The sequence below is a fragment of the Methylomonas sp. 2BW1-5-20 genome (genome assembly GCF_052474515.1).
Map to the genome: position 1 here is coordinate 1,751,762 of NZ_CP184127.1, position 21,502 is coordinate 1,773,263.

At 51.6% G+C, this 21,502-nt stretch carries 20 protein-coding genes; 5 read left to right on the forward strand and 15 right to left on the reverse strand.

Annotation, left to right across the window (positions count from 1 at the left end; translation table 11 throughout):
- Positions 1-55: 55 nt before the first annotated feature.
- Positions 56-346, reverse strand: coding sequence for a hypothetical protein (locus ACH50O_RS08000; RefSeq protein WP_446811493.1), 291 nt, complete (start codon positions 344-346; stop codon positions 56-58).
- A gap of 26 nt (positions 347-372) precedes the next feature.
- Between ACH50O_RS08000 and ACH50O_RS08005 the strand changes: the two genes are divergently transcribed.
- Both ACH50O_RS08005 and soxZ read left to right on the forward strand, forming a co-directional pair.
- Positions 373-834, forward strand: a complete 462-nt coding sequence (locus ACH50O_RS08005; protein ID WP_446811494.1) for a thiosulfate oxidation carrier protein SoxY — start codon at positions 373-375, stop codon at positions 832-834.
- Positions 835-1,146, forward strand: coding sequence for a thiosulfate oxidation carrier complex protein SoxZ (gene soxZ / locus ACH50O_RS08010; RefSeq protein WP_446811495.1), 312 nt, complete (start codon positions 835-837; stop codon positions 1,144-1,146). It begins immediately after the preceding gene.
- Between the two features lie 8 nt (positions 1,147-1,154).
- Here soxZ and ACH50O_RS08015 read toward each other — a convergent pair whose 3' ends face one another.
- Genes ACH50O_RS08015 through ACH50O_RS08030 form a run of 4 tightly spaced genes read right to left on the reverse strand, consistent with a single transcriptional unit; the run spans position 1,155 to position 4,679 of the window.
- On the reverse strand, positions 1,155-2,114 hold the full coding sequence (locus ACH50O_RS08015) for a beta-ribofuranosylaminobenzene 5'-phosphate synthase family protein (RefSeq protein WP_446811496.1): 960 nt from the start codon (positions 2,112-2,114) through the stop codon (positions 1,155-1,157).
- Positions 2,115-2,163: 49 nt separating this feature from the next.
- Complete coding sequence (locus ACH50O_RS08020; protein ID WP_446811497.1) at positions 2,164-2,826, reverse strand: HAD family hydrolase; 663 nt, start codon at positions 2,824-2,826, stop codon at positions 2,164-2,166.
- Positions 2,823-3,749, reverse strand: coding sequence for a hypothetical protein (locus tag ACH50O_RS08025; protein ID WP_446811498.1), 927 nt, complete (start codon positions 3,747-3,749; stop codon positions 2,823-2,825). The genes ACH50O_RS08020 and ACH50O_RS08025 overlap by 4 nt, the downstream gene beginning before the upstream one ends.
- Positions 3,750-3,752: 3 nt before the next feature.
- Positions 3,753-4,679 carry a GGDEF domain-containing response regulator gene (locus tag ACH50O_RS08030; RefSeq protein ID WP_446811499.1) on the reverse strand — a complete coding sequence of 309 codons (927 nt, stop codon included), beginning with the start codon at positions 4,677-4,679 and terminating at the stop codon, positions 3,753-3,755.
- Positions 4,680-4,837: 158 nt separating this feature from the next.
- On the opposite strand from ACH50O_RS08030, the gene ACH50O_RS08035 reads away from it, so the two are divergent.
- Positions 4,838-6,394 carry a Re/Si-specific NAD(P)(+) transhydrogenase subunit alpha gene (locus tag ACH50O_RS08035; protein WP_446811500.1) on the forward strand — a complete coding sequence of 519 codons (1,557 nt, stop codon included), beginning with the start codon at positions 4,838-4,840 and terminating at the stop codon, positions 6,392-6,394.
- A gap of 10 nt (positions 6,395-6,404) precedes the next feature.
- Complete coding sequence (pntB, locus tag ACH50O_RS08040; protein ID WP_446811501.1) at positions 6,405-7,793, forward strand: Re/Si-specific NAD(P)(+) transhydrogenase subunit beta; 1,389 nt, start codon at positions 6,405-6,407, stop codon at positions 7,791-7,793.
- A 376-nt stretch (positions 7,794-8,169) separates the two neighbouring features.
- On the opposite strand, the gene ACH50O_RS08045 is transcribed toward pntB, so the two are convergent.
- Together ACH50O_RS08045 and ACH50O_RS08050 are read right to left on the reverse strand one after the other, a co-directional pair.
- Positions 8,170-10,830, reverse strand: coding sequence for a hypothetical protein (locus ACH50O_RS08045; protein ID WP_446811502.1), 2,661 nt, complete (start codon positions 10,828-10,830; stop codon positions 8,170-8,172).
- Entirely contained in the window at positions 10,827-11,033 is a 207-nt protein-coding gene (locus tag ACH50O_RS08050; protein WP_446811503.1) for a hypothetical protein, read from the reverse strand. The genes ACH50O_RS08045 and ACH50O_RS08050 overlap by 4 nt, the downstream gene beginning before the upstream one ends.
- A 414-nt stretch (positions 11,034-11,447) precedes the next feature.
- Between ACH50O_RS08050 and ACH50O_RS08055 the strand changes: the two genes are divergently transcribed.
- The gene (locus tag ACH50O_RS08055; protein WP_446811504.1) at positions 11,448-11,657 is read left to right on the forward strand and encodes a hypothetical protein; all 210 of its coding nucleotides are present in this window, start codon (positions 11,448-11,450) and stop codon (positions 11,655-11,657) included.
- A 401-nt stretch (positions 11,658-12,058) separates the two neighbouring features.
- Here ACH50O_RS08055 and ACH50O_RS08060 read toward each other — a convergent pair whose 3' ends face one another.
- The 8 genes from ACH50O_RS08060 to ACH50O_RS08095 form a co-directional block, all read right to left on the reverse strand.
- Positions 12,059-13,711: an ATP-binding protein gene (locus tag ACH50O_RS08060; RefSeq protein WP_446811505.1), complete on the reverse strand. Its 1,653-nt coding sequence runs from the start codon at positions 13,709-13,711 to the stop codon at positions 12,059-12,061.
- Positions 13,708-14,994 (reverse strand): HD-GYP domain-containing protein, encoded by a 1,287-nt coding sequence (locus ACH50O_RS08065; protein WP_446811506.1) that lies wholly within the window; start codon positions 14,992-14,994, stop codon positions 13,708-13,710. The genes ACH50O_RS08060 and ACH50O_RS08065 overlap by 4 nt, the downstream gene beginning before the upstream one ends.
- 354 nt (positions 14,995-15,348) lie before the next feature.
- Positions 15,349-15,876: a hypothetical protein gene (locus ACH50O_RS08070; protein WP_446811507.1), complete on the reverse strand. Its 528-nt coding sequence runs from the start codon at positions 15,874-15,876 to the stop codon at positions 15,349-15,351.
- A 213-nt stretch (positions 15,877-16,089) separates the two neighbouring features.
- Positions 16,090-16,818, reverse strand: coding sequence for a hypothetical protein (locus tag ACH50O_RS08075; protein WP_446811508.1), 729 nt, complete (start codon positions 16,816-16,818; stop codon positions 16,090-16,092).
- Positions 16,805-17,866 (reverse strand): hypothetical protein, encoded by a 1,062-nt coding sequence (locus tag ACH50O_RS08080; protein WP_446811509.1) that lies wholly within the window; start codon positions 17,864-17,866, stop codon positions 16,805-16,807. The genes ACH50O_RS08075 and ACH50O_RS08080 overlap by 14 nt, the downstream gene beginning before the upstream one ends.
- On the reverse strand, positions 17,859-19,115 hold the full coding sequence (locus tag ACH50O_RS08085; protein WP_446811510.1) for a hypothetical protein: 1,257 nt from the start codon (positions 19,113-19,115) through the stop codon (positions 17,859-17,861). Before ACH50O_RS08085 ends, ACH50O_RS08080 begins: the two co-directional genes overlap by 8 nt.
- Positions 19,116-19,158: 43 nt before the next feature.
- Positions 19,159-20,067: a cysteine synthase A gene (cysK, locus tag ACH50O_RS08090; RefSeq protein WP_446811511.1), complete on the reverse strand. Its 909-nt coding sequence runs from the start codon at positions 20,065-20,067 to the stop codon at positions 19,159-19,161.
- A 13-nt stretch (positions 20,068-20,080) separates the two neighbouring features.
- Positions 20,081-21,484, reverse strand: a complete 1,404-nt coding sequence (locus ACH50O_RS08095) for a DegQ family serine endoprotease (protein WP_446811512.1) — start codon at positions 21,482-21,484, stop codon at positions 20,081-20,083.
- Between the last annotated feature and the right edge of the window lie 18 nt (positions 21,485-21,502).

Consider the following 21,502-nt stretch of genomic DNA (forward strand, 5'->3'; position numbering starts at 1 on the left):
CAAAATCCGCGAGTGCGGAGATGTGGATTACATTTCCCGCAAGACAGGAGCGCCTTTATTTTTTGTTGCCGCCGCTGTGAAGTACATCATTGCGGTACGCTGAATTGGAAGAGTCTTCGGCGATATTTTTTGCGGCAGTAGCATATTTATCGTGCTCGGCGTTTTTAACCATCAACACCGCGCCAGCTACTAATACGACAGCAATGACGATATAGAGCCAGAAATTATCTTTTTCTTGTACTTCACTCATTTTGTACCTTCCTTTTGTTGTTTGTGGTGGTGGTGCTGAAAAAATTTCAACGCGGCAAAAGATAACAAACAAGCCTCTAAATTTTTTGATATACATCAAGCTTTATCTGGTTATTGCAGTCCATGCCTAGCTCTCGCCGTCTTTTTCTGAAACATTCGGGCATTTTGATGCTGGGCGCTTTGCTGGCCGGCAAACCTGTATCCGCGGTTACCCGCAGATTGGCGGATCATTTCGCCGTTAACGACTTTACTAAAATTTATAAGCAAGTTATCGATAACCAACCGGTTAGGGATAGCGATGAAATCGATCTGATATTGCCGGAGATTGCCGAAGATGGCGCCGTGGTGCCTGTGAGCGTCGCCAGCAAATTGGACGGTATCGAGAAATTTTATCTATTCGCCGACAAAAATCCGACCCCGCTGCTTGCGGAGTTCGAGCTTACGCCGCAACTCGCCCCGTACTTTACCGCAAGGATTAAATTGGCTGAATCTTGCAATGTGATTTTGCTTGCTCAGCACCGTGGACAGTTACTGCGCGCCAGCCGCTGGGTGAATGTGATGCGCGGGGGCTGCGGGACAGGCTAAATGACTGACAGTATTAAAATTAGAAGCCAGCGGCGGGAGCGCTATACGGAAATCAAATTGCTGATCGCGCATCCGATGGAAAATGGCCGTAACCGCGATGCCAACGGCGAGTTGATTCCGGCGCATTTTATCGAGCAAGTGCTGATTAAACTAAACGGCGACATCATTCTAACCGCCAACATGGCTGGCAGTATTTCCAAAAATCCGTTTTTTACGTTTAGATTAAAAGCGGGAACGAGCGGCGACAGGCTAACTGTCGAGTGGACGGATAATCAACAAACCCGAGACAGCGTCGAACATATACTCGACTGAGGCAAACGCTAGCTGAGGATGATTTCCGCCTTCTGATTCCTGGCGCTGGCTACGAGGAAACTCAATGGCGATTCGGCAAATTGATGCGCCGTCCGCGCCAACAACTCCGCCGCGCGTTGCGGATTGGCAACCGCGCAAAATCCAGTCGGCCCCCAAGAAGTCTGACCAACCGCTACCGCGCCTTGCGCGACCAAACTCGCCATCGCCGCAGCAACATCGGGACTGGTGAATACGCCGCCCTGCACCGGCGCAAAATGTTCCCCGACCGCTTGTTGCAACGAGCTAATCACCTCGCCAAATTTATCAAGATCTTGCTCGGCCAATGCGGGCAAACCTTGCATCAGCAAGCGGTAGCATAAACGCTCCGCCTGCGCTTGCGGAAACGGCGGCAATTGCTGAAAGGCGCTGACTTCTTGTTCGCCATGCAAACCTTGGCCGCGCTCATCGAACACCAGAATAAACCGCCAGTCTTCGGGGACATCCATCTGCGCAATCATCGGTGGGGTCTTGGTATCCGGCCCACGGCCGCCGTCCACCACCAGACCGCCTTTTTCAAAGGTACCGATACCGATACCGGAACGCACGCCGCGATCGGAAAGTTGCGCAATTTCCCGTACCGACAGCCCCAAAGCGTAATAGGCATTTAATGCGGCACCGACGGCCAAAGCCATTTGCGTTCCGGACCCTAAACCGATATGTTCGGGAATTGCGTTATCGATAGTGATATTGAGTAAGTCGGAAACCCCCAGTAAATTACAAAATTGCCGGGTATATTTTAGAGCGCGGTCGGCGCTGGGGCCGCTAGCTTGCAAGTCATCGGCCCCGGCGATGGTCAGCCGGGTATTGATTTCGTTCAGCGCCAAACCGATACTACCGAAATGCCGGCCCAACGCCCCGCTTAAATCGATAAAGCCCATATGCAAGCGAGCAGGAGCAATGACTGTAACTGTTTGGTACCGCGCTTTCACTACCTGGATTCCGTCGAACACTAAGGAATGGGCATTATAGCGGATGATGTTAGCCGGCCGAGATAAAATCGGCCACTTGCTGCAGATCGTCCATCAGATAATCGGCATGCTCGGCAGCCCAGGCATCGGCCGGTTTCAAAGACGGCACGAAAATGCACGGCGCGCCGGCGGCAAGCGCGGCGCGGATGCCTATAGGCGAGTCTTCCAACACCAGGCAATCCTGAATCGGCCGCTCCATTTCGGCGGCCGCGCGCAAAAAAATGTCCGGTGCCGGCTTTGCGGCAGACACGGTATCGCCGGCAACGATACAAGGAAACCTGTCCGCCAGACCGGCATTGGCCAAACATTTTTGCGCCGCCGTGAGCGCACTATTGGTTGCCAGACAAAACGGCAAGTCACGCTGGAAAAGCACTTCCAATAAGTTAAAAAAACCGGGCTTTACCGCTATGCCATATCGCTGAACATGAGCAAGCCAGTAAGCGCCACTTAAGGTCTGAAACCGTTCCAGATCGAACCCAAGACCGCATCTATCCAGTAAGCGCCGGCTGACCATCGTTCCGGAACAGCCGGATAAATCCGTCCAAAATGAATCCGGAAGCGGGAAACCAAGCTCGGCGGCAGCCTGCCGCCACGCATGCACGTAAGTCGGCTCGCTATCCAGTACCAAGCCATCCATGTCGAAGATGACCGCACGCAAGCGGCGGGCACTCACCGAATCACCCTGATAAACTCGCCTATCGCTTCCCGACTCGAGCCCACTACTACGCGGCGTGTCCCATTTTGATCGGCTTCCAATTGTCCGGCGACGTGCACTCTTTCGCCTGTTTGCGCCTGGCCGTTATACGTGGCGGTAAAACACACCACGCTTTCGATTTCCGGATGTTTGATGGAAAATTGCGCCGGATAATCAAAACCGTAGCGATCATCGCTGACTTCGGCATCGATACTGACAAAACCCAGTTTGCGATATTTTCTTCCCGCCGCACCCGGCGCGGAAATAGTCAGGGATAAGTCGAATTTCCGTCCGTTGATCATGGCCTTGTTGTACTTGCGCTGCTCGTGCCAGACATATTCGTCAAAGGCAAAGTCGCATGCTCGCCGCTTATACGCCTCCAACCAATCCTCGTCGCTTAATGCCTGACAGCGGCCTTCGCCAATTAAAGCTTGAACGATATTGCGCGCGTGATGAAATTCGCTGCGCTCGTAGCAGACCAGATCGATATCGGAGCTATGTTTCTGCATGCCCACCAGCAGCGACCCGGTCACACCAAATTGATCTAGCCCCAAACCGTGGGTCCGCAACAAATCGCACAAACGATGCAAATCGGCGATTACTTGGTCCGCAGGCTGATCAGCCAATAAGTCTTGTAAGACTTTTTGCGGCCGGTAATGCCGAACGATGGCGGCAACAGGCACTGCATGCAAATGCGCGTCGAGCGATGTCGAATAGTGTAGATATTGCGGATGATGCTGAGTGAGATAATTGTTGGCGTACTCGGTATCTACCTTACGCCACACATCATCCAGACACAGGTAGCGGAGAAAACATAACGCCTTCCCCGCTTCCAGGCCTTCGGCCACTACCGCGAAAATCAAACCTTCCGCGGTTTCTATAAAGTCTTTGGCTCGATACACGCTTTAATTGATTTCCACACGGTTACGGCCGTTTTGCTTGGCCTTGTACAAGGCCGCATCAGCCGCCTCCAACAGTTCCCGCTCGGTTTTATATTGGCCGACATAAGTTGCCAAGCCCAAGCTCAGGCTGATGCACCTACTGTCCGACTCTCCGTATACAATGTTTTTTTCGCAGACTTGCTCGCGAATACTGTCGGCCAAGGTTCTCGCCTCCGCTAAACACGTACTCGGCAATATAGCCACGAACTCCTCGCCACCGTAACGGCAAATCAGATCGCTGGCACGTTCCAGCTGTTCCCTAATCACTTTGGCAACTTCTATCAGACAAGCATCGCCTTGCGGATGTCCCAGGGAATCGTTGTAGTTTTTAAAGTAATCGATATCGCAAATGATCAGCGACAACGGCGACTTATTGCGCCGGGAAAGCGCAAATTGCATACCTAAATTGCTATCGAAATGACGGCGATTGCCCAGGCCGGTCAATTGATCGCGCAAGGACAAACGCTCCAATTCCTGATTGGCGGTTTCCAATTCCAGCTGAGTTGTTTGCAGTCTTTGCCGCATCACGTAAATCCGTTCCATGGCGATAACGGTTAGTCGCAAACGTGCGGGATTCAGCGGTTTTGGCAAGTAGGCATCGCCGCCGGCCAGAATGCCGCTGGCAAACGATTCATCGTCGTCGTACACGGTTAAAAAAATGATTGGAAACCAATCGGCTTTTTTTAGCTCGCGGATCGCTTTGGTGGCGTCGAAACCGCTTAGAAACGGCATTTCCACATCCATCAAAATCAAGTCGACATCATGGTCAGCCACGTACTGTAAAGATTCGGCTCCGTTTTCAGCATAAGCCAATTCGTGCCCCATTTCCTTGAGGCATTCAGTGACCAGCTGTCTGATCACTTTGCTATCGTCGACCACCAAAATTTTCATTGTTGTTCAAGTTGGCTTAAGCGGGCACCTGGATTTTAGCGTAAATCGCCACGCTCACAGAAAACAATTGATAAAACCGGTTCAATCCCCTATCCTCGCCCGCTGGCTTTTCGGCCTAATAACCATCCGTTCTTTCCCTCCACACTAAAGGAGAAATCATGAAAATCGGTGTTCCCAAAGAAGTTCACGACGGCGAAAAGCGCGTCGCTACCACGCCAGAGGCTGCGGAAAAAATCATCAAATTGGGTTTTGAAGTGCTGGTGGAAAGCGGTGCCGGCGACGATGCCAATATTCCCGATGAGGCTTATCGCGCGGCCGGCGTACAGGTTGTCGGATCGGCGCAGGAATTATGGCAAAACAGCGATATCGTCATGAAAGTCCGGGCTCCCGAATTTCATCCGCAACTGGCTATCGACGAAGCCGATTTGCTGCGCGAAGGCCAGCAATTAATTAGCTTTATCTGGCCGGCGCAAAACGAAGCGCTGATGCAAAAACTGGCAGCGAAGAAAGTCACGGTGCTGGCGATGGACAGCGTGCCGCGCATGTCCCGCGCCCAAAAAATGGACGCACTGAGTTCCATGGCCAATATCGCCGGCTATCGCGCCATCGTGGAAGCCGCTCAGCACTTCGGCCGTTTCTTTACCGGTCAAATAACCGCCGCCGGTAAAATCCCACCGGCCAAGGTGTTAGTGATCGGCGCCGGCGTCGCCGGTCTGGCTGCCATCGGCGCCGCGAAAGGCATGGGTGCTATCGTCCGCGCCTTCGATACCCGGCCGGAAGTGAAAGAACAAATCGAAAGTATGGACGCCGAGTTTTTGATGCTGGATTTCCAGGAAGACGGCTCCGGTACAGGCGGCTACGCCAAAACCATGTCCAAGGAGTTTATCGAAGCCGAGATGGCCTTGTTTGCCCTGCAAGCCAAGGAAGTGGACATCATCGTCACCACCGCTTTGATCCCCGGTAAGCCCGCTCCCGAGCTGATAACCGCCGAGATGGTGGCATCGATGAAACCCGGCAGCGTCATCGTCGATTTAGCCGCCGAACAAGGCGGTAACTGCGCGTTGACCGAGAAAAACCAAGTCGTCGTCAAACATGATGTAACCATCATCGGCTACACCAATTTGCCCAGCCGCTTGGCCAATCAATCCAGCCAACTTTACGCCACCAACCTGCGTCATCTGCTGACCGATCTCACACCCGGCAAAGACGGCAACACCGTCATCAATATGGAAGACGAGGTGATTCGCGGCGCTACCGTGATCAAGGAAGGCAATATTACCTGGCCGCCGCCACCACCCAAACTCTCCGCGGCGCCCAAACAAGCTGCGGCAAGCGAAACTGCCGCAGCCGCCGAAACCAAATCGCTGCTACCGGAACCGGTTAAGCAATGGCTGCCGATCTTGCTGGCAGGCTTGGCACTATTCGGAGTCGGCGCAGTCGCGCCCACTTCGTTTTTATCCCATTTCACCGTATTCGTACTGGCTTGCTTCGTCGGTTATCAGGTGATCTGGAATGTCTCGCCGTCATTGCACACACCCCTGATGAGCGTCACCAACGCCATCAGCGGCATTATCGTGATCGGCGCATTGGTGCAGGTATCGGCGCCCAGTGCCATCGTCAGCATCTTGTCCGCGCTGGCCATCCTGATCGCGTCCATCAATATTGCCGGCGGCTTCCTGGTGACGCGCCGCATGCTTGAAATGTTCAGAAAATAAGGAGAGCTACATGTCAAACGGTCTAGTTACAATGGCGTACATTGCAGCCTCGATTCTTTTCATTCTCAGCCTTAGCGGCCTGAGCAAGCAAGATACGTCACGGCGCGGCAATTACTTCGGCATGACCGGCATGGCGATTGCGATTGTCGCCACCGTGTTAGGCGGCAGCGTCACCGCCTATACGATGCTGACCATCGCCCTGCTGATTGGCGGCTTTATCGGCACCAAAGCCGCCGCCAAAGTGGAAATGACGCAAATGCCGGAGCTGGTGGCTTTAATGCACAGCTTGGTCGGTATGGCGGCGGTGCTGGTGGGATATGCCAACTTCATGGACCATTCCACCAGTCTGGAAGGCGCGGAAAAAACCATACACGAACTGGAAATCTACATCGGCATTTTCATCGGTGCAGTGACATTTTCCGGCTCGGTGATCGCCTTCGGCAAGCTGTGCGGCCGCATCAGCGGCAAACCGGTACTATTACCGGCCCGGCATTGGCTGAATCTGGCCATGTTCGTTGTCACTTTTATCTTGGGCGGCAACTTTCTCGAAGGTACCGAAACCGGCGGCGGCTTGCTGCCGTTGGCGATCATGACCGCAATTGCCCTGGTGTTTGGCGTGCATATGGTGATGGCCATCGGCGGCGCCGATATGCCGGTGGTGGTATCGATGTTGAACAGCTATTCGGGTTGGGCCGCCGCGGCCACCGGCTTCATGCTCAGCAACGATTTATTAATCGTTACAGGCGCCTTGGTCGGCTCCAGCGGCGCGATTCTGAGTTACATCATGTGCCGGGCCATGAATCGGCACTTTCTTAGTGTGATCGCCGGCGGTTTCGGCAGTGCCGGCGGCGAAGCGGCGGAAGTGGTCGGCGAGGTGCAAGCTATCGAAGTCGAAGAGACTGCTCAATTACTGCGAGACTCTAAAGACATTGTTATCATCCCCGGCTACGGCATGGCGGTGGCGCAAGCTCAGCACACAGTCAACGAAATCACCAAATATCTGACCAGCCACGGTAAAAAAGTCCGATTTGCGATTCATCCGGTCGCCGGCCGCATGCCGGGCCATATGAACGTCTTGCTGGCCGAAGCAAAAGTCCCGTATGACATCGTGTTTGAAATGGACGAAATCAACGAAGACTTTCCGCATGTCGACGTCTCCATCGTTATCGGCGCCAACGACATCGTCAACCCATCCGCTTTGGACGACCCCAACAGCCCGATAGCCGGCATGCCGGTGCTGGAATGCTGGAAAGGCGCGACTACCATCGTGCTGAAACGCTCGATGGCCTCCGGTTACGCCGGCGTCGGCAACCCGCTGTTCGTGCATGAAAACACCCGCATGCTGTTCGGCGATGCCAACGACAAGTTGCAAGGCTTGTTGAAAGCTTTGCAGGATTAACGCTGAGAACGACTATCGGCCCGTAATTGCCAACTTTAATTGTTGGCAATTACGTCGAACACGACGGCGGGCTTTCTCTTTAAAAATCGGGCGGATTGTTCAGCCCGCCCGGAACGTTTTCCATTGCCGCAATATGAATTGAGGGGTTCGGCATGGGAGTTGATATTCTGTCCCGCTGGTGGGACATTCAAACTGCCATGGCTAGATAGCCCAAAAGCCATGTGATGATTTTGACGGGCAAATTTCGACCCTAAGCTGCCTGATGACATTCGGAAATCGAATGTCTCAAGCTTTGGTCAAAGCCGACGTTCGGACCGTGTTGCAAATAACCTGTTTAGACTTAGTTACTGAATACATGCTGAAACACGAAGCGGATTTACCGGCCATATTCCGCCCAGAAAACCTCGCCTTTTTCGTATTCGGCGTAGGCAATCGCAACGTTTAGCAAGGTATGAATTTGAGAATGAATGTTATCCAGCTTTTCTGGCAGTGGTTTGAGCAGTTCCGCTACGAACATGTCTGCCAGCTCTGTATTTCCCGCAGTCTTCGCCCAATAAGCGCAGGCTCCTAGCGGCGATTCTTCAATGGGATAGCTATATGAGTAATATTTTTTGTCCGCTCGATTTTTTGCTTCTTCAAACCAAGCGCTTGCCAACGCTCGCTGCCGAATGGCATGAGCGGTGTAAGCCAATTCGCATAAGGCTTTGGCTCCATATTGGCTTTCGGTCATCGCGCGGGCAGATTCGGCGAGCGTTCCAATCGTTTTTAATTTCTGGGCTTCGTCAAGTACCAGAGTATCCGCTTGCAAAAGCGTGGCAATCGAATGTATCGCTTGTCGCCGATCCGAGGGTTTCATACTGGCCTTCAGCGAATCTGCTAATTTCTGCATTTCACCTCTAAGGGCCGATTTGACAAAATCTTGTCCTTCTTCGTTTTCTGGGGTCGCGGCGATAGTCAGTGCCTGCAGCCAACTGCTCAGACGATCACTGAGCGACCCGATTTTAGAAATCGCGTCGAGAAGCTGCGTATTCGGCTCTTGTTTAAATTGCGCCAAGGCAATTTCGGCTAAAACCCTCTGGCGAGCTTGCTTTTGCCCTCCCAATTGACCATGGCGATCAGGTTCCAGAAATGACCAAGCCGTGTTCAGCGCATCGGCATCAGCTCCGGTTTGGGCGAGTAATTTGACGATACCTTCATCGCCGGGCGTGCTATATACGAATTGGCCTTGGCCTGTAGACATATTATTCGCCAGCTCGTTAGCCGCCTCCATGGCATATGTCTGTGCCTTATCGGTTTGTTTTAGTTTAAGCAGTGTTTCCGCTACCTCTAGCAAACCACGCGCACGCCTACGGTGATGGTCGTAGTTGACTGCGATGCTTCGCGCTGTGGCGAGTTCGGTTTCCATCTCGCTGTTGCGGCCGAGAGCGGCGAATACCTGCGCTTTGGCTAATACAAACAAATGAGGAAAACCATCGCCGTGGTTTCCTGGGTATATCGCAGCTAGATCATCCAGGCGAGCCAGTGCGGCCGAGGCGTCGCCCTGCTCGGCACGTTGCACGGCAATTTTTAAGCTGATAAGTGGATCTTCGAAGCGACCGCGTTGCCAAATCGGCTCCAACCAACCGGTGGCCAGAACATCGAGCTTCATATTCTTTATGTCTCGGTATTCTCTAGTGCAACTGTCTGTAGAGCAATGAAAGCCATTGGCTTCGGTTAATGCCTCGACAAAATCGGTTTTGGCTTTTTTCGGATTTCCGCAGAAAAACGCTATCTTTGCCAATTTGGCTTTGGTTATGAACGAAACTCTTTTAAGTCCCATCGCTTTTTCAAGTTCGATTATTTTCTCGGCTAAAGCTTGTCCTGCGTCATATCTGTTGGCTTTGCAAAGCGCAACCGCAACGTCATCCATACCGCTTTGAAAATGGGGCCGGGTTATGTTTTTTACGGCGCCAACGGCCTTGTCAGTTTCGCCTAATCGCGCATACAAAACGCCTGGACGCGCGGCGAGTTGACTTTCCTTTAGGAAATTGGGTTCGCCTTGTTCCAATTCGCTCAATGCTTCACGGGCGGCGGCGGCGTCACCGCGGTCGAGGCGGCCTTCAGCCAGGGCCAATATCACGGAAGTATAAATATCGGGCTTTTTGTTTTTCAACACGCGCAGACTGGTAACAGAAATAGCGTCCTCGTTGGCATCCGCAGACAAAGCGTCCGCCAAACGCAATGCTTCCTGGATATCACCGTGTCTTGCCTGAGCAATGCCGGCGTTTTCCAGAATTCTAAAGGCATTCGGAACGTGTTCGGCTTCGGCAAATTTGAAATAACTGATGGCGTTATCGGCACTCACCGGGCTATCACCTGCTAAAAACAACGGCAAAACGGATTCCATGTCATTGAGATACGTTGATGTGGAGGTGCCGGTTCGCTTTGTAAAAGCGATGTCGAAGGCTTGCTTTGTCGAAAGTTGAGCCTCTGTATTTAATCCCAATGCCCATTCCGCCCGCGCCAAAAGGCTGGTCGGTTCGGCAAGCCAGGAATAGCGGTTATAGTTACTATTGGTATCCAATAGATATGTTTTCCGCGCCCACTCAGGAATCCCTAATGCCAGTGCCGTAAGACTAAAACCGTTGCGGTGAGCAAGCCCATCAGGTGAATCATACGGTAAATTTTCGGACACCTGTTCGAATAGACACGCCATGCTGGGTTGAGCGCGGCATTTGGCATAGCGGTTTTTCGGCCAGTCGGCATTTTCAACCAAGCCAGCAGCAACTGGCGGGCTTGGGTATTGCGAGACCAGATCGGGCACTGGTGTATCCAACCCAGTAGGCGACTTGGCATCGGAACTTGAAGTTGACGGTCCAGCTGCCAACGTCGTGCTCGGCGCTTGCAACGCAATAGCTAGAATGACGAGGACAAAGGAACTTTCGAGTCCACCGATGAATTTAGTGGGGAGTGTTAACAATCCTGTGCCAAGATTTTTTCCATTTGTAATGAACATGCAGTTCTCGTTAATTTTTTGTTTCCAACACCAAGCTTTCAAACTAATTCGCCGTATAAGCGTAGCATCTTTAATTCATCTGCGGACTTGGCGAAGCGATCAGTCAGCTTTCTACTCAAAACCTGCCGTTCTTGAGTAATATTTTTCACCAGTATGAGTGTCGCAATATGGCCGAACTCGAGCATTTGACCTTGATAGCCATCAGCCCAACCAAACGACTCACCAGCATTACGACCAAATTTCAATCCGTTAACAAATCAACCCCTCTTAATATTCGGGTTCGGATAGGTTTGAATCCTTGCCGATTTTCCACTACACCCGGCTGGCAACCGATGGGCGGCTCATATTAGACTCTTATTCAACATATTTTGCTGCTCGATTGTGTAAATAGGCAGTTTAAGCATGCAGCGACTGCCATCTCCCTACCCTCCCTTTAACTTACCGGAATTCGATCCATTCGATGCAGGCATCGACAGGCATATCGGTATCATTTTTTTTGACAAGGAGCGATTAAGAACAAAGATTTAATCCAGGGCAAACTCTCCGCCGACCAGCAGAATGTCGCGATGGATTTGATCAATCAAATTTAAAACCTGTTGCCGTTTTTGATCGATTTAAACGCCGACGAGCGCCGGGCGTTTGTGGACTAGGGTTTGGTGATGGCCTTGGCGCAGTTGCACGGCCGGCTGGAGGATACGTTTTTGGCTACGGGCAGCGATATTTACAGCCAGACCTTGCCGGTCTATCAAGCGGCGAAACTGGCAGGCAAAAATGGCGCCCTGGAACAACACCTGGACGGTTTAAGCCTCCGCTTCGTCAGAAGATCGACGAGCGCGACGGCTGCGGCAAATACCCCGTCCGTTCACTAATCGCCCCCCCGATTTGACTTATTTTCTCGGCCCTTGGAGTTATTTTCTGCAACGGCCAAGCTTTTTTCTCGGTCATTGGACAAAATAACTCCAACGTTTTAGCTTGAAGCCTGAACGATGCAGTTCTAAGTGAAAATGATCGAGAAAATAACTCGGCCGCTCCGGGTCAGAGCTCGATCAATTGAGAAAATTTCTCGGCCGATTGAGCTCGCAGCTCGGTCGTTCAAGAAAATTTCTCGGTCATCCGAGCTCAGAGCTTGATCGATGGAGAAAATAACTCGAGCGCTGCCGATTGGAAACGAAATCACGAAGTCTAATTCCGAAACCATTCCCCAGAACCGAACAGCTGTCCGCCATTTGCGGGGGGGAATAGGCATAACGGCAAAATGGCGGAACGCCTGTCAGCTAGTCCGCGGCAAAAATACCCGAAAACAAGTGCCCTTACCCAGTTCGCTCTTCACCTCTATCCAGCCATTGTGCTTTTTAACAATCCCATAGGATAGCGATAGACCCAGACCTGTGCCCATGCCGACCGATTTGGTGGTAAAGAACGGATCGAAGATTTTTCCGAGCTGTTCGGGCTTGATGCCCTTGCCGGTATCCTCCACCTCAACCCAGACATTTTTCTCGTCATGACCGGTGCGAATCGTAATTCGGCCATGATCCTCTATCGCTTGCACCGCATTGATCAAAAGGTTCATGAACACTTGGTTGAGTTGGGACGCGATGCAGTTGACCTCGGGGATTCCGCCATATTCCTTGACGACATCGGCTTTATATTTGATTTCGTTCCATACTACGTTAAGCGTGCTGTCGAGACCCGACTCAAGATTCGCCGATTGCTGTTCCAATTCGCCGACGTGAGAGAAGTCCTTCAGATCCTTTACGATGCGCCGCACTCGCTGCAAGCCGTCTAGGGATTCTGTCAGAAGATCGCCGATATCTCCGCGCAGATACCCAATATTAACTTCCTGCTTCAGCTGCGTGATATCTTGCAAGGCCTCATTCACCAACGTACCTTCGATCTGTTCGTAAGCCGCCAGCAGCCTGAGCATCCCATCGACATACTCTTGCAAGGTACTCAAGTTGGAGTTGACGAAGCCAATGGGGTTATTGATCTCGTGGGCCACGCCGGCGGCGAGCTGGCCAATCGACGCCATTTTTTCGGATTGCAGTAGTTGCATCTGGGTTTCTTCAAGCTGCCTGATGAGATCCTCTTGCCGCGCCTTTTCGGCCAGCAATTGCGTATTCGCCATTTGCAGTGAAGCAGTACGCTTATGCACCTGCTCTTCGAGTTCGTCTCGGGAATCGCGCAAAGCTTCCTCGGCCCGCTTTTGCTCGGTGATATCGTTAAAGCCGAAGACGCGGCCAATGATGTGCTCACCCAGATATTGCGGCCGCGATCGGCATTCGAAAATCCGGCCATCCGTGAGATACAGGATATCTTCGGTTTCTCTGTTGCCGACGAGTTCCTGGAGGCGAACACGAAATGCTTCCGGCTCGACGACGAGGCCGACAATGGACTCGAGAATATCCGCTTCCTCCCGCTCAAGCAGCAAATCGTCCGAAATACCCCACATGCTACTAAACTGACGGTTCATGTTGGCGATCTTGCCATGCCAATCGATGACCAGAATGCCGTTGCCGGTCGATTCCAGCGTGGCTCTCAGTTGGGACAATATCTGGGCCAAGGCATCCTCAGCCTTGTGTTCGTTCTGTACATCCCTGGCCTGTATCAGAATCAGAGGGTTCCCTTCATGGTGAATGACCTTGACGGATTTCGTTACCGTCAGCAACGAACCATCGGCGCATTGGTAAAGTCCATCCTGGGTTTCGATATCGAGATATTGGCCGTTACGAACATCTTCCCAATAAAAGACATCTTGCAATGAACTTTCGATATTGGTGATGGCCATGGTAAGCAATGCCTCTTCCGAATAGCCAAGCATCTTTTCTACCACCTTGTTGACAACAATGATCCGCAACTCAGTGGGTTCGACCAGCAGCATCATGTTCTGGCTGTAATCCATCATCAAATGTTCTAGGCAGGTCATCTGGCGGCTTGCTCCTGCCCGGGTTGGCTCGGATCGAAATAATAATTGACCCGTTTGCGTGGACTGAGATAGTTGTATATTTCCCGCGGCACCTGTGCCGGTCTGATCGCCTTCGCAATATTGGCATCCGCTTCGCACGCCATGTCCACCAGGATTGCTTCATCCCTGGGAATATCTGCGTCGTAAATGAGTACTAAGGGTTTCATCGGTTTGGCGGTATTGACCGTAACAACCATGCCGATCACACCATTGGAAAACTGCACGATCGTGCCGGGAGGATAAACCCCAAGGCAGCGGATGAAGACCTGAAGCAGTTTCTGATCGAATTTGTTGCGCAACTTGGCGAACATCGTCGAAAGAGCCTCGTGGGGCGTCAGCGCATCGTTAATATTCACCGGGTTGCAAAGTTCATCGTAATGGTTGGCAATGACGACAATGCGGGAAAGCAAACCGATAGCTTCGCCTTTGAGTTTACTGGGGTAGCCAGTCCCATCGAACAATTCGTGATGTTCGCGGATGATGGTCAAGACGGCTGGTGCAAGCCCGAGTCGCTGACCAATACCCACGCCGTACTCGCAATGCATTTCGAATAAATGGCGCTCAGCCTGATTGAACGGGTCCTTTTTCATTAGTATCTTGGAGGGAATCTCCTTATGGCCGATATCGTGGAAAAGTGCGCCTATGCCCAAGGTGCTGACGACCTCTTGGGGCAACTCGATGTCGCGAGCCATCATCAGGGAAAGCATGGTGACATTCAAGGAGTGATAATACATTTCCTCGGCACCTGCCTTACCAATCATGACGTGAATAGCGAGTTCAGGCGCGGAAAGAAGCGAGTCGATAATTTGGTCTACCAATATTCTCGCGGTTCGCACAGTTTCCGCCGGCATGGTGAACAGGTTTTTCTCGATACTGTGTATCGTTTTAGCGGTATTGACAAAGGCATTCTCAATCCGCGCCGCCGCCTCTCTCTGCAGCTGAATTCGCTCGACTAGCGCGAGCTTGGCCGCCAACGCCGGCGACATATCCGGTTTGGCTGCAACCTGTACCTGTGTTTCTTGTATCTGCTGTGTCTTTTGAGGTAATGGATTGAAATCGCTGAGGGCCGGATCGTAGCGAATCGACTTGAGGCCGAGACTCTGGAGGGTCTTGATCTGTGCCTCGTTCTTAATCTTGAAATTGCTGAACGAGAAAGGGTGATCAAACCACTTGAGATCGAGTTGGATATACAACCCGATCCGCAACTGATCCATGGTAATGTTGAAGTTATCTTTCACCGGCATCGACGGCCCGATCAACTATTGTCAAATGGAAAAATGCTGAACTCATGCCGTCTCCACCAATATTCCCCACCCGGCCACTCGAAATGTTTACGATCATCTTTAAATGGATGGTGATGTCGCCTCAGTGTGTTTGACCGAAAGCGTATGGGAAATAAGGAAAATAAGCAAACCAGGATTCAAGTTGAGTTGATCTCCCTTTCAATCAAGAGCTAGGGAACTATGGGAATGACAAGTAACTCTCCTTCCCACGAGTCTCTCGGCGATTTGCAGAGTTTTGCGATTCACTAAATAGCTAAAACTTGCCAACGCTTGAGTTGGCAAATACATGAAAATCCTTAACTCAACTCATCCGGATTACCGCGATCTTTTATCCCGTTCCAGTTCCAAATATTTGTGCCGTAAATCCACGTAGTTGCCGCCTATCCATTGCCAAAAGGTCGCCGCGGCTTCCGGGTCGGTGCTGATTAATTTCACGGCTATAGCGCCGTTACTGCTGATGTCGGTAATCTGCGCGTCTATATCGATGCTGGATTTGTTCTTGACGACGCGTTTGTCGGTATCGACCCGAAAAGTCACCGGCTCGCCGACTTGAAACACGATGTCGCGTTTTAACCCGCCCAAAAATTTCAGACGGTATTCCGGAACCGATTGAAACGGCAGCACAAACTCGGCGTGCCAACGAAACGGCGGACATTGGATGGGACCGCTGTTCTTCGGAAAATGCACGGTGTAGCCGTCATCGACCTTGGCTTTGACCACGCCTCTGGTATAAATTTCGTGACAATTGGTCAGCACCGCATCGCCGGGCTCAAGGCCATATTTTGCGGCATGAACGGTCAGACTATTGAACGCTAGAATCAACCCCAAAACGATTATTTTCATGGTGCCCTCCTGATTATTATTGTTAATTTTTATCCTTAAGTTTGCGGTTCTATCGCGAGCCTTGGCGAGGTGTTATCTAACGCCAACTTAAAGCCTTCGGGAGCGCTAGCGTGACTTGCAAGGCTGCATGGGCAGTCTGCGTCCAGCCCTGGGTATTTGTCAAGATTTTGCCTGGATACGAACGTCAGGCGGCGTGAAAAGCATCGCCAAGCGCTATTGAGCCTGCGGTAGACTCGGTTGATAAGGGCCGAGCAGGCTGCGCGCCAAGGGGTCGGTTTCGTCTATATCGACGGTAATCATGTGCCCGGTGTTACTACCTATATAGGCCTGCATCGCCGCCGCCATATACGGAAACACCAGACGTAAGTCGTTGCTGGCGCCGTTGCTTTGCACACTGGTTTTCCAAAGCTGCTTACGTTGCTGCTGCTGTAGGTAAGCGTCCTTGTCGCACGCTTCCAACACCAAGTAGCGGCGAAAGGTGGTATAGGATTCGGTACGTTGCGCATAACCGCCGACACCAAAACCGGGGTAATAGCCGTTGTAGAACCTGGACATTCGGTATGGGTAGTAATAGCCCATGTCGTTCCATAACGGCACCTCGTAGCTGTATTGATGCACTTCCGGCGCACCGACGCCATAACTCAAGAACATCACCAAATTACTGTCCTGCATACTAGCGGCCTTGCTATAGCCGCGATTGGCCAGTACTTTCTCGATGTACGCTTTAAACTCGATAAACTGCAAATCCTGTTCATTAGCGCCGGCATTGCCCGGCAACAGCACAAATCGAATATTGCTCTGCGAATTATTAACGGCGGCTAGCGAATCGATTTCCGCCCGAAATTGCAAGGGGCGCGGCGCCATGCTGCAGGCTGCCAACAACGCGGTTAATACCAAAACCAAGATACGGTAACTTAAAACTGTCATTTTATTGCTGCGCATGATCGCTCCCTGTTTCGTCCTCTGCACCGTTATCCTCCCACAAGCTTTTCGTACGTTGTTGTAAACGAATATCGGCAAGTACCTTTTTTTCGTGTAACACGGCTTGATGGGCTAATTGATCGCTGAGCTGCTGACTTTCCGTTAGTCTTTGTCTGGCCGATTGTTTTTCCTGGCCTATCAATTCGGCTTCCAATCGCATTTCTTTTAATTCGTTTTCGTGGCGCAGCTGTTCCGCATACAAGCGGCGTTCAAGCTCCAATTGCTGCACGAGCTGTTCTTGTTTGTCTTCCAACAAACGCCGCTGTTTTTCGGCTTCCTGCGCTTGAATCTGCAATTCCAGATCCGACACTCGTTGCAAATGCTCCAGTTGACGGCGCTTTTCCAGTAACTCTTCCTGTTCCAACATTCGTTGCTGCCTGGCTAGCTCCCTAGTGCGTTCTTCATTTAGCTCGAAAGTTTTTTTCAACACATTGAGGTAAACGCTGTCGCGGCCCAACTGCACATTCGGAAATTCGTTAAAACTAGCCGTCAAACTGCACAAGGCTTGCGACTGAATTTGTTGCTGCATCAACATTTGATTAATGGCCAGCGCGATGCGCTTTTCGATGTCGATCAGGCCGGTTTGAATCCAGTTGCCATCGGCCAGCGCTTGCAGCTCGAGATTCACCACATCGTCGATAATCTCGGCGTAAAGCTGCTTAATGTGTTGATTAATCGTGGACAGCATTTCGCTGTTTTTCAGCACATAAGCCAAGGTGGCCTGAAATCGCAAATCCAAGGCCAAGTCCACGGTGCAAAAGTCGTCGAACATATGTAGCTGGCGCCGATACTGCCAGCTTTCTATCGTCAGCGGGTGAATATGGTGATAAAAGCGCTTAACGAATTTCTTCGGCCGTAAATACAGTTTTTTATACGGCCCGAGTTTTAGCTGCACCACTTGCCGATCGGCGTCGAAACCGGCAACCCACTGCTCGGTATCGGCCAGCGACTCTTCGAACAAGTCGCCGCCCGCCAGCCAGGCTTCCAATTCGGTTCCGGGGCTATTCATGGCTAACAGCGCTTGCCGCGGCAGCGGCTTTTTGTTTAAGCGCGGCGATTTTGTCGGACATCTTTTCCGCAATCAGCGGATAAAGATTAGGCGCAAACTCCACGGTCCTGTCGTCCACCTTGCGCAAGAATCCGCGACTGAGTAGTAGCCCGACCACAAACATCCGCGACCAATCCGAGTAGCGCCGGGCTTTTTCCAGTTCCGACTTTTCGATGACCATTTCCAGTTCGTCGTTTTCGTTGATCCGAAACTCGGTAAATTGCCGAAGACATTCGAAAACCAGCTCCTCTTCCTGAATCGTCAACGGGCCCGGCGCTGTGAACTCCAACCGATAGGACAACAATACCGTAAAAAAATCCACCATCGCCGCGCAAGCAAACGCAAACCAGGAAAAACCGCGCCACATCGCAAAAGACGGCTTTACTTCCTCGATGAACTGCTTATACGTCATCAGCAACGGTGCATCGGGTAATGCCATACCCATGCTGCTGGCCAGTTGATTCACATCCAGCTGGATATCCTGATAATTTTTTAAAAACTGCGAATAAGTGGCTTCCGGATCGCTAGTCACGTCCAGCTGATTCAGGTTGGTTTGCAACAGGCGGATATTGTTATCCAGAGCCTGAAAGGCTTGCTCCTGCTGTTGTAACAACTGCTTTTTTTCTTGATAAATCTGGTTGTAATGACGCCAAAACGGGCCCTCGCCCACCTGATTTTTATAGCCGGGGCCGATCTGGTCATGCGTGCCGAAATATGCCTGGCTGGCGTCGAGCGAGGCTTTTTCCAAATCCAGTTTTTGTTGGTGCAACATCTGGCTTTTGACCAGCAATATGCTGTCCAGATAATCCTTGGTTTGCTGCCGCAGTTGATTCAATCGATTGATATGCAGGGTTTCCTGCTCGGATATTTCGTAGAACTTGAAATAAGAAAATGTCACCGATGCAGCAATCGCCACCGACAACGACGCCACCACTGTAAAGTAGCGCATTCTGTTGGCTTTCCAGTGAATACCCGCCATTTCCAGGGAGCAGATCACGATGATGGACTGAATGGCGACGGTAATCACCAGCGCAATCCAGGGGGTGATGAAGTGCGACAATCCGTAATAGGTAGTAAAGCCGGACGAAAGACTGAGCATCAAGACGATAGGTATCGTCCAGATCCGCAGCATGCTGACGAACAGCGTCTGCATGCGGTTAATAAAATAACCAAGGCCGGTAGAACGTATTTTTATGCTGGGATTTGTCATTGTTATTATTTTTTGCTCCAGCAGAATGCAGGGTAAAACGTCGTTAGCTCATACTTAAATAGCGCTCGCCGGTATCGTGAATAATGGTCACCACGGTCTTGCCAACACCTAACTTTGCAGCGACTCGTACGGCGGCGCACACGCTCGCACCGGATGAAATACCGGCCATAATGCCCTCTTCTTCTATCAGTCGTCTGCGCATCGCAAAGGCTTCCTCGGTCGTGACCAATTCAATGCCGTCCAGCAGATCGACTTCCAGATTTTTCGGCACGAAGCCGGCACCTATGCCTTGAATTTTATGCGGCGAATGCGTACCGCCGGAGATGACAGGCGACTCGGCCGGTTCCACCGCAATCGCTTGAAATTGCGGTTTCCGGTTTTTTATCACATCGGCAACCCCGGAAATAGTACCACCGGTACCTACCCCACACACAAAAGCGTCGACTTGGCCATCGGTAGCCGACCAAATTTCCTGGGCAGTTGTTTGTCTGTGTACTTCCGGATTCGCCGGATTTTCAAATTGATGCGGCATAAACGCCCCCGGCGTTTGCCTGGCAATTTCTTGCGCCTTGGCAATAGCGCCTGACATGCCTTCGGAACCGGGGGTCAATACAATTTCAGCACCGTACAATGCCAACAATTGTCTGCGCTCGACAGACATGGTTTCCGGCATCGTCAATATACAATGATAACCGCGCGCGGCGGCCACCATAGCCAAGGCAATCCCAGTATTACCCGAGGTCGGCTCGACGATAGTGCCGCCGTTGCGCAAGCGTCCCATTTTCTCGGCGGCTTGAATCATGGCCAGACCTATTCTGTCCTTGACCGAGCCGCCGGGGTTTCTCGATTCCAACTTTGCCAGTACCGTAGCGGAGTTCTCCAAAACGACTTTATGTAATTTCACTAGCGGCGTATTGCCGATCAATTGCGTTACATTACTGGCGGTAGGCATTGAGTTACCTCAATTATTTCTCGATTTTAAACGCTAAAAATACCGGACTGCCGTTACGTTGTACCAAAAGTGCTATCGATTTTTCAACCGGTAATTTCGCAACAATAGAATTGAACTCAGCTGCATCGCGCACTACGTTATTTTGAATCCGCAAAATGATGTCGCCAGGCTGAATCCCCGCATCCATCGCAATGCCCTTGTTAACTTTTTGTACCAATACGCCATTTTTTTCAACCTGAGATTGTTGACGCTGTTCGGCGGTTAAATCCGCAACCGCCAGGCCCAAACGATTTACTGCCGTTTCAGGCACCGCCGCTGGGGCGTTTGTCGCCGCCGCAGCCTGCGCGGGCAATAAACCGATTTTGACGCTGATATCCTGCTTATCGCCTTGCCTTATTATTTTAACCTTGGCTTTTTCATCAATCGGCGTCATGCCCACCCGAGGCGGCAGCTCGCCGGAAGTTTCAATGACTTGGCCGTTAAATTCCACAATAATGTCGCCGATTTGTATCCCGGCCTTTTCCGCCGGCCCGCCCGGTATCACTTTCGAAACCAGTGCGCCATGCGGTCTATCCATGCCAAACGACTCCGCCAACTGCCGGGTCACATCCTGGATTTGCACACCCAACCAACCGCGCGAGACTTTGCCTTTGCTTTTGATTTGTTCGACAACATTCATCGCCACGTCAATAGGTATCGCAAACGACAAGCCCATATAGCCGCCGGATCGGCTGTAAATTTGCGAATTTATCCCTACTACCTTGCCTTGCATATTAAATAAGGGGCCGCCGGAGTTGCCTGGATTGATCGCCACGTCGGTTTGGATGAAGGGTACATAGTTGCCATCAGGCAAACTGCGGCCTTTCGCGCTGACGATACCGGCGGTTACCGATTGATCGAAACCGAAGGGGGTACCAATTGCCAGCACCCACTCGCCCACCTGCAATTGCTCGGGGGAGCCGACTTCCACGACCGGCAAGTCCTTGGCTTCCACTTTCAATAAGGCTACGTCGGTGCTTTCATCGGAACCGATCAGTTTTGCGATTAACTCCCGGCGATCTTTTAATTTAACCACGATCTCGGAAGCGTTATTGACCACATGGTGATTGGTCAATACGTAACCGTCCTTGGAAATCACAAAGCCCGACCCCAGGGAGTTAGTTTCCCGCGGACTGTAACCACGCCCCGGCCCCTGGAAGAAACGTCTGAAAAATTCTTCCATTTCCGGCGGCATATCCTCGGGCATTTGCTGCTGATCGGCACCGGCTTGCGGATCGGGGGCTTTTTGGGTGGTGCTGATATTCACCACCGCATCGCCATTGGTTTTAACCATTTCGGTAAAGTCGGGCAATTGCGCATAGCTCGCGTCGATCGCCAATAAAAACATCAAAACTCCATAAAACAGCTTATTAAGCATGTAATCTCCAGTCATACA

Excerpts from the sequence above, each read along its gene's own strand:
- ACH50O_RS08065 (WP_446811506.1), bottom strand. The coding sequence starts at position 14,994 with ATGCCGGTGAAAGATAACTTCAACATTACCATGGATCAGTTGCGGATC.
- ACH50O_RS08080 (WP_446811509.1), bottom strand. The coding sequence starts at position 17,866 with ATGAATAGCCCCGGAACCGAATTGGAAGCCTGGCTGGCGGGCGGCGAC.
- ACH50O_RS08075 (WP_446811508.1), bottom strand. The coding sequence starts at position 16,818 with ATGCGCAGCAATAAAATGACAGTTTTAAGTTACCGTATCTTGGTTTTG.
- ACH50O_RS08085 (WP_446811510.1), bottom strand. The coding sequence starts at position 19,115 with ATGACAAATCCCAGCATAAAAATACGTTCTACCGGCCTTGGTTATTTT.
- ACH50O_RS08060 (WP_446811505.1), bottom strand. The coding sequence starts at position 13,711 with ATGACCTGCCTAGAACATTTGATGATGGATTACAGCCAGAACATGATG.
- ACH50O_RS08095 (WP_446811512.1), bottom strand. The coding sequence starts at position 21,484 with ATGCTTAATAAGCTGTTTTATGGAGTTTTGATGTTTTTATTGGCGATC.
- ACH50O_RS08035 (WP_446811500.1), top strand. The coding sequence starts at position 4,838 with ATGAAAATCGGTGTTCCCAAAGAAGTTCACGACGGCGAAAAGCGCGTC.
- ACH50O_RS08070 (WP_446811507.1), bottom strand. The coding sequence starts at position 15,876 with ATGAAAATAATCGTTTTGGGGTTGATTCTAGCGTTCAATAGTCTGACC.
- ACH50O_RS08055 (WP_446811504.1), top strand. The coding sequence starts at position 11,448 with ATGGCCTTGGCGCAGTTGCACGGCCGGCTGGAGGATACGTTTTTGGCT.
- soxZ (WP_446811495.1), top strand. The coding sequence starts at position 835 with ATGACTGACAGTATTAAAATTAGAAGCCAGCGGCGGGAGCGCTATACG.
- ACH50O_RS08005 (WP_446811494.1), top strand. The coding sequence starts at position 373 with ATGCCTAGCTCTCGCCGTCTTTTTCTGAAACATTCGGGCATTTTGATG.
- pntB (WP_446811501.1), top strand. The coding sequence starts at position 6,405 with ATGTCAAACGGTCTAGTTACAATGGCGTACATTGCAGCCTCGATTCTT.
- ACH50O_RS08000 (WP_446811493.1), bottom strand. The coding sequence starts at position 346 with ATGTATATCAAAAAATTTAGAGGCTTGTTTGTTATCTTTTGCCGCGTT.
- cysK (WP_446811511.1), bottom strand. The coding sequence starts at position 20,067 with ATGCCTACCGCCAGTAATGTAACGCAATTGATCGGCAATACGCCGCTA.
- ACH50O_RS08030 (WP_446811499.1), bottom strand. The coding sequence starts at position 4,679 with ATGAAAATTTTGGTGGTCGACGATAGCAAAGTGATCAGACAGCTGGTC.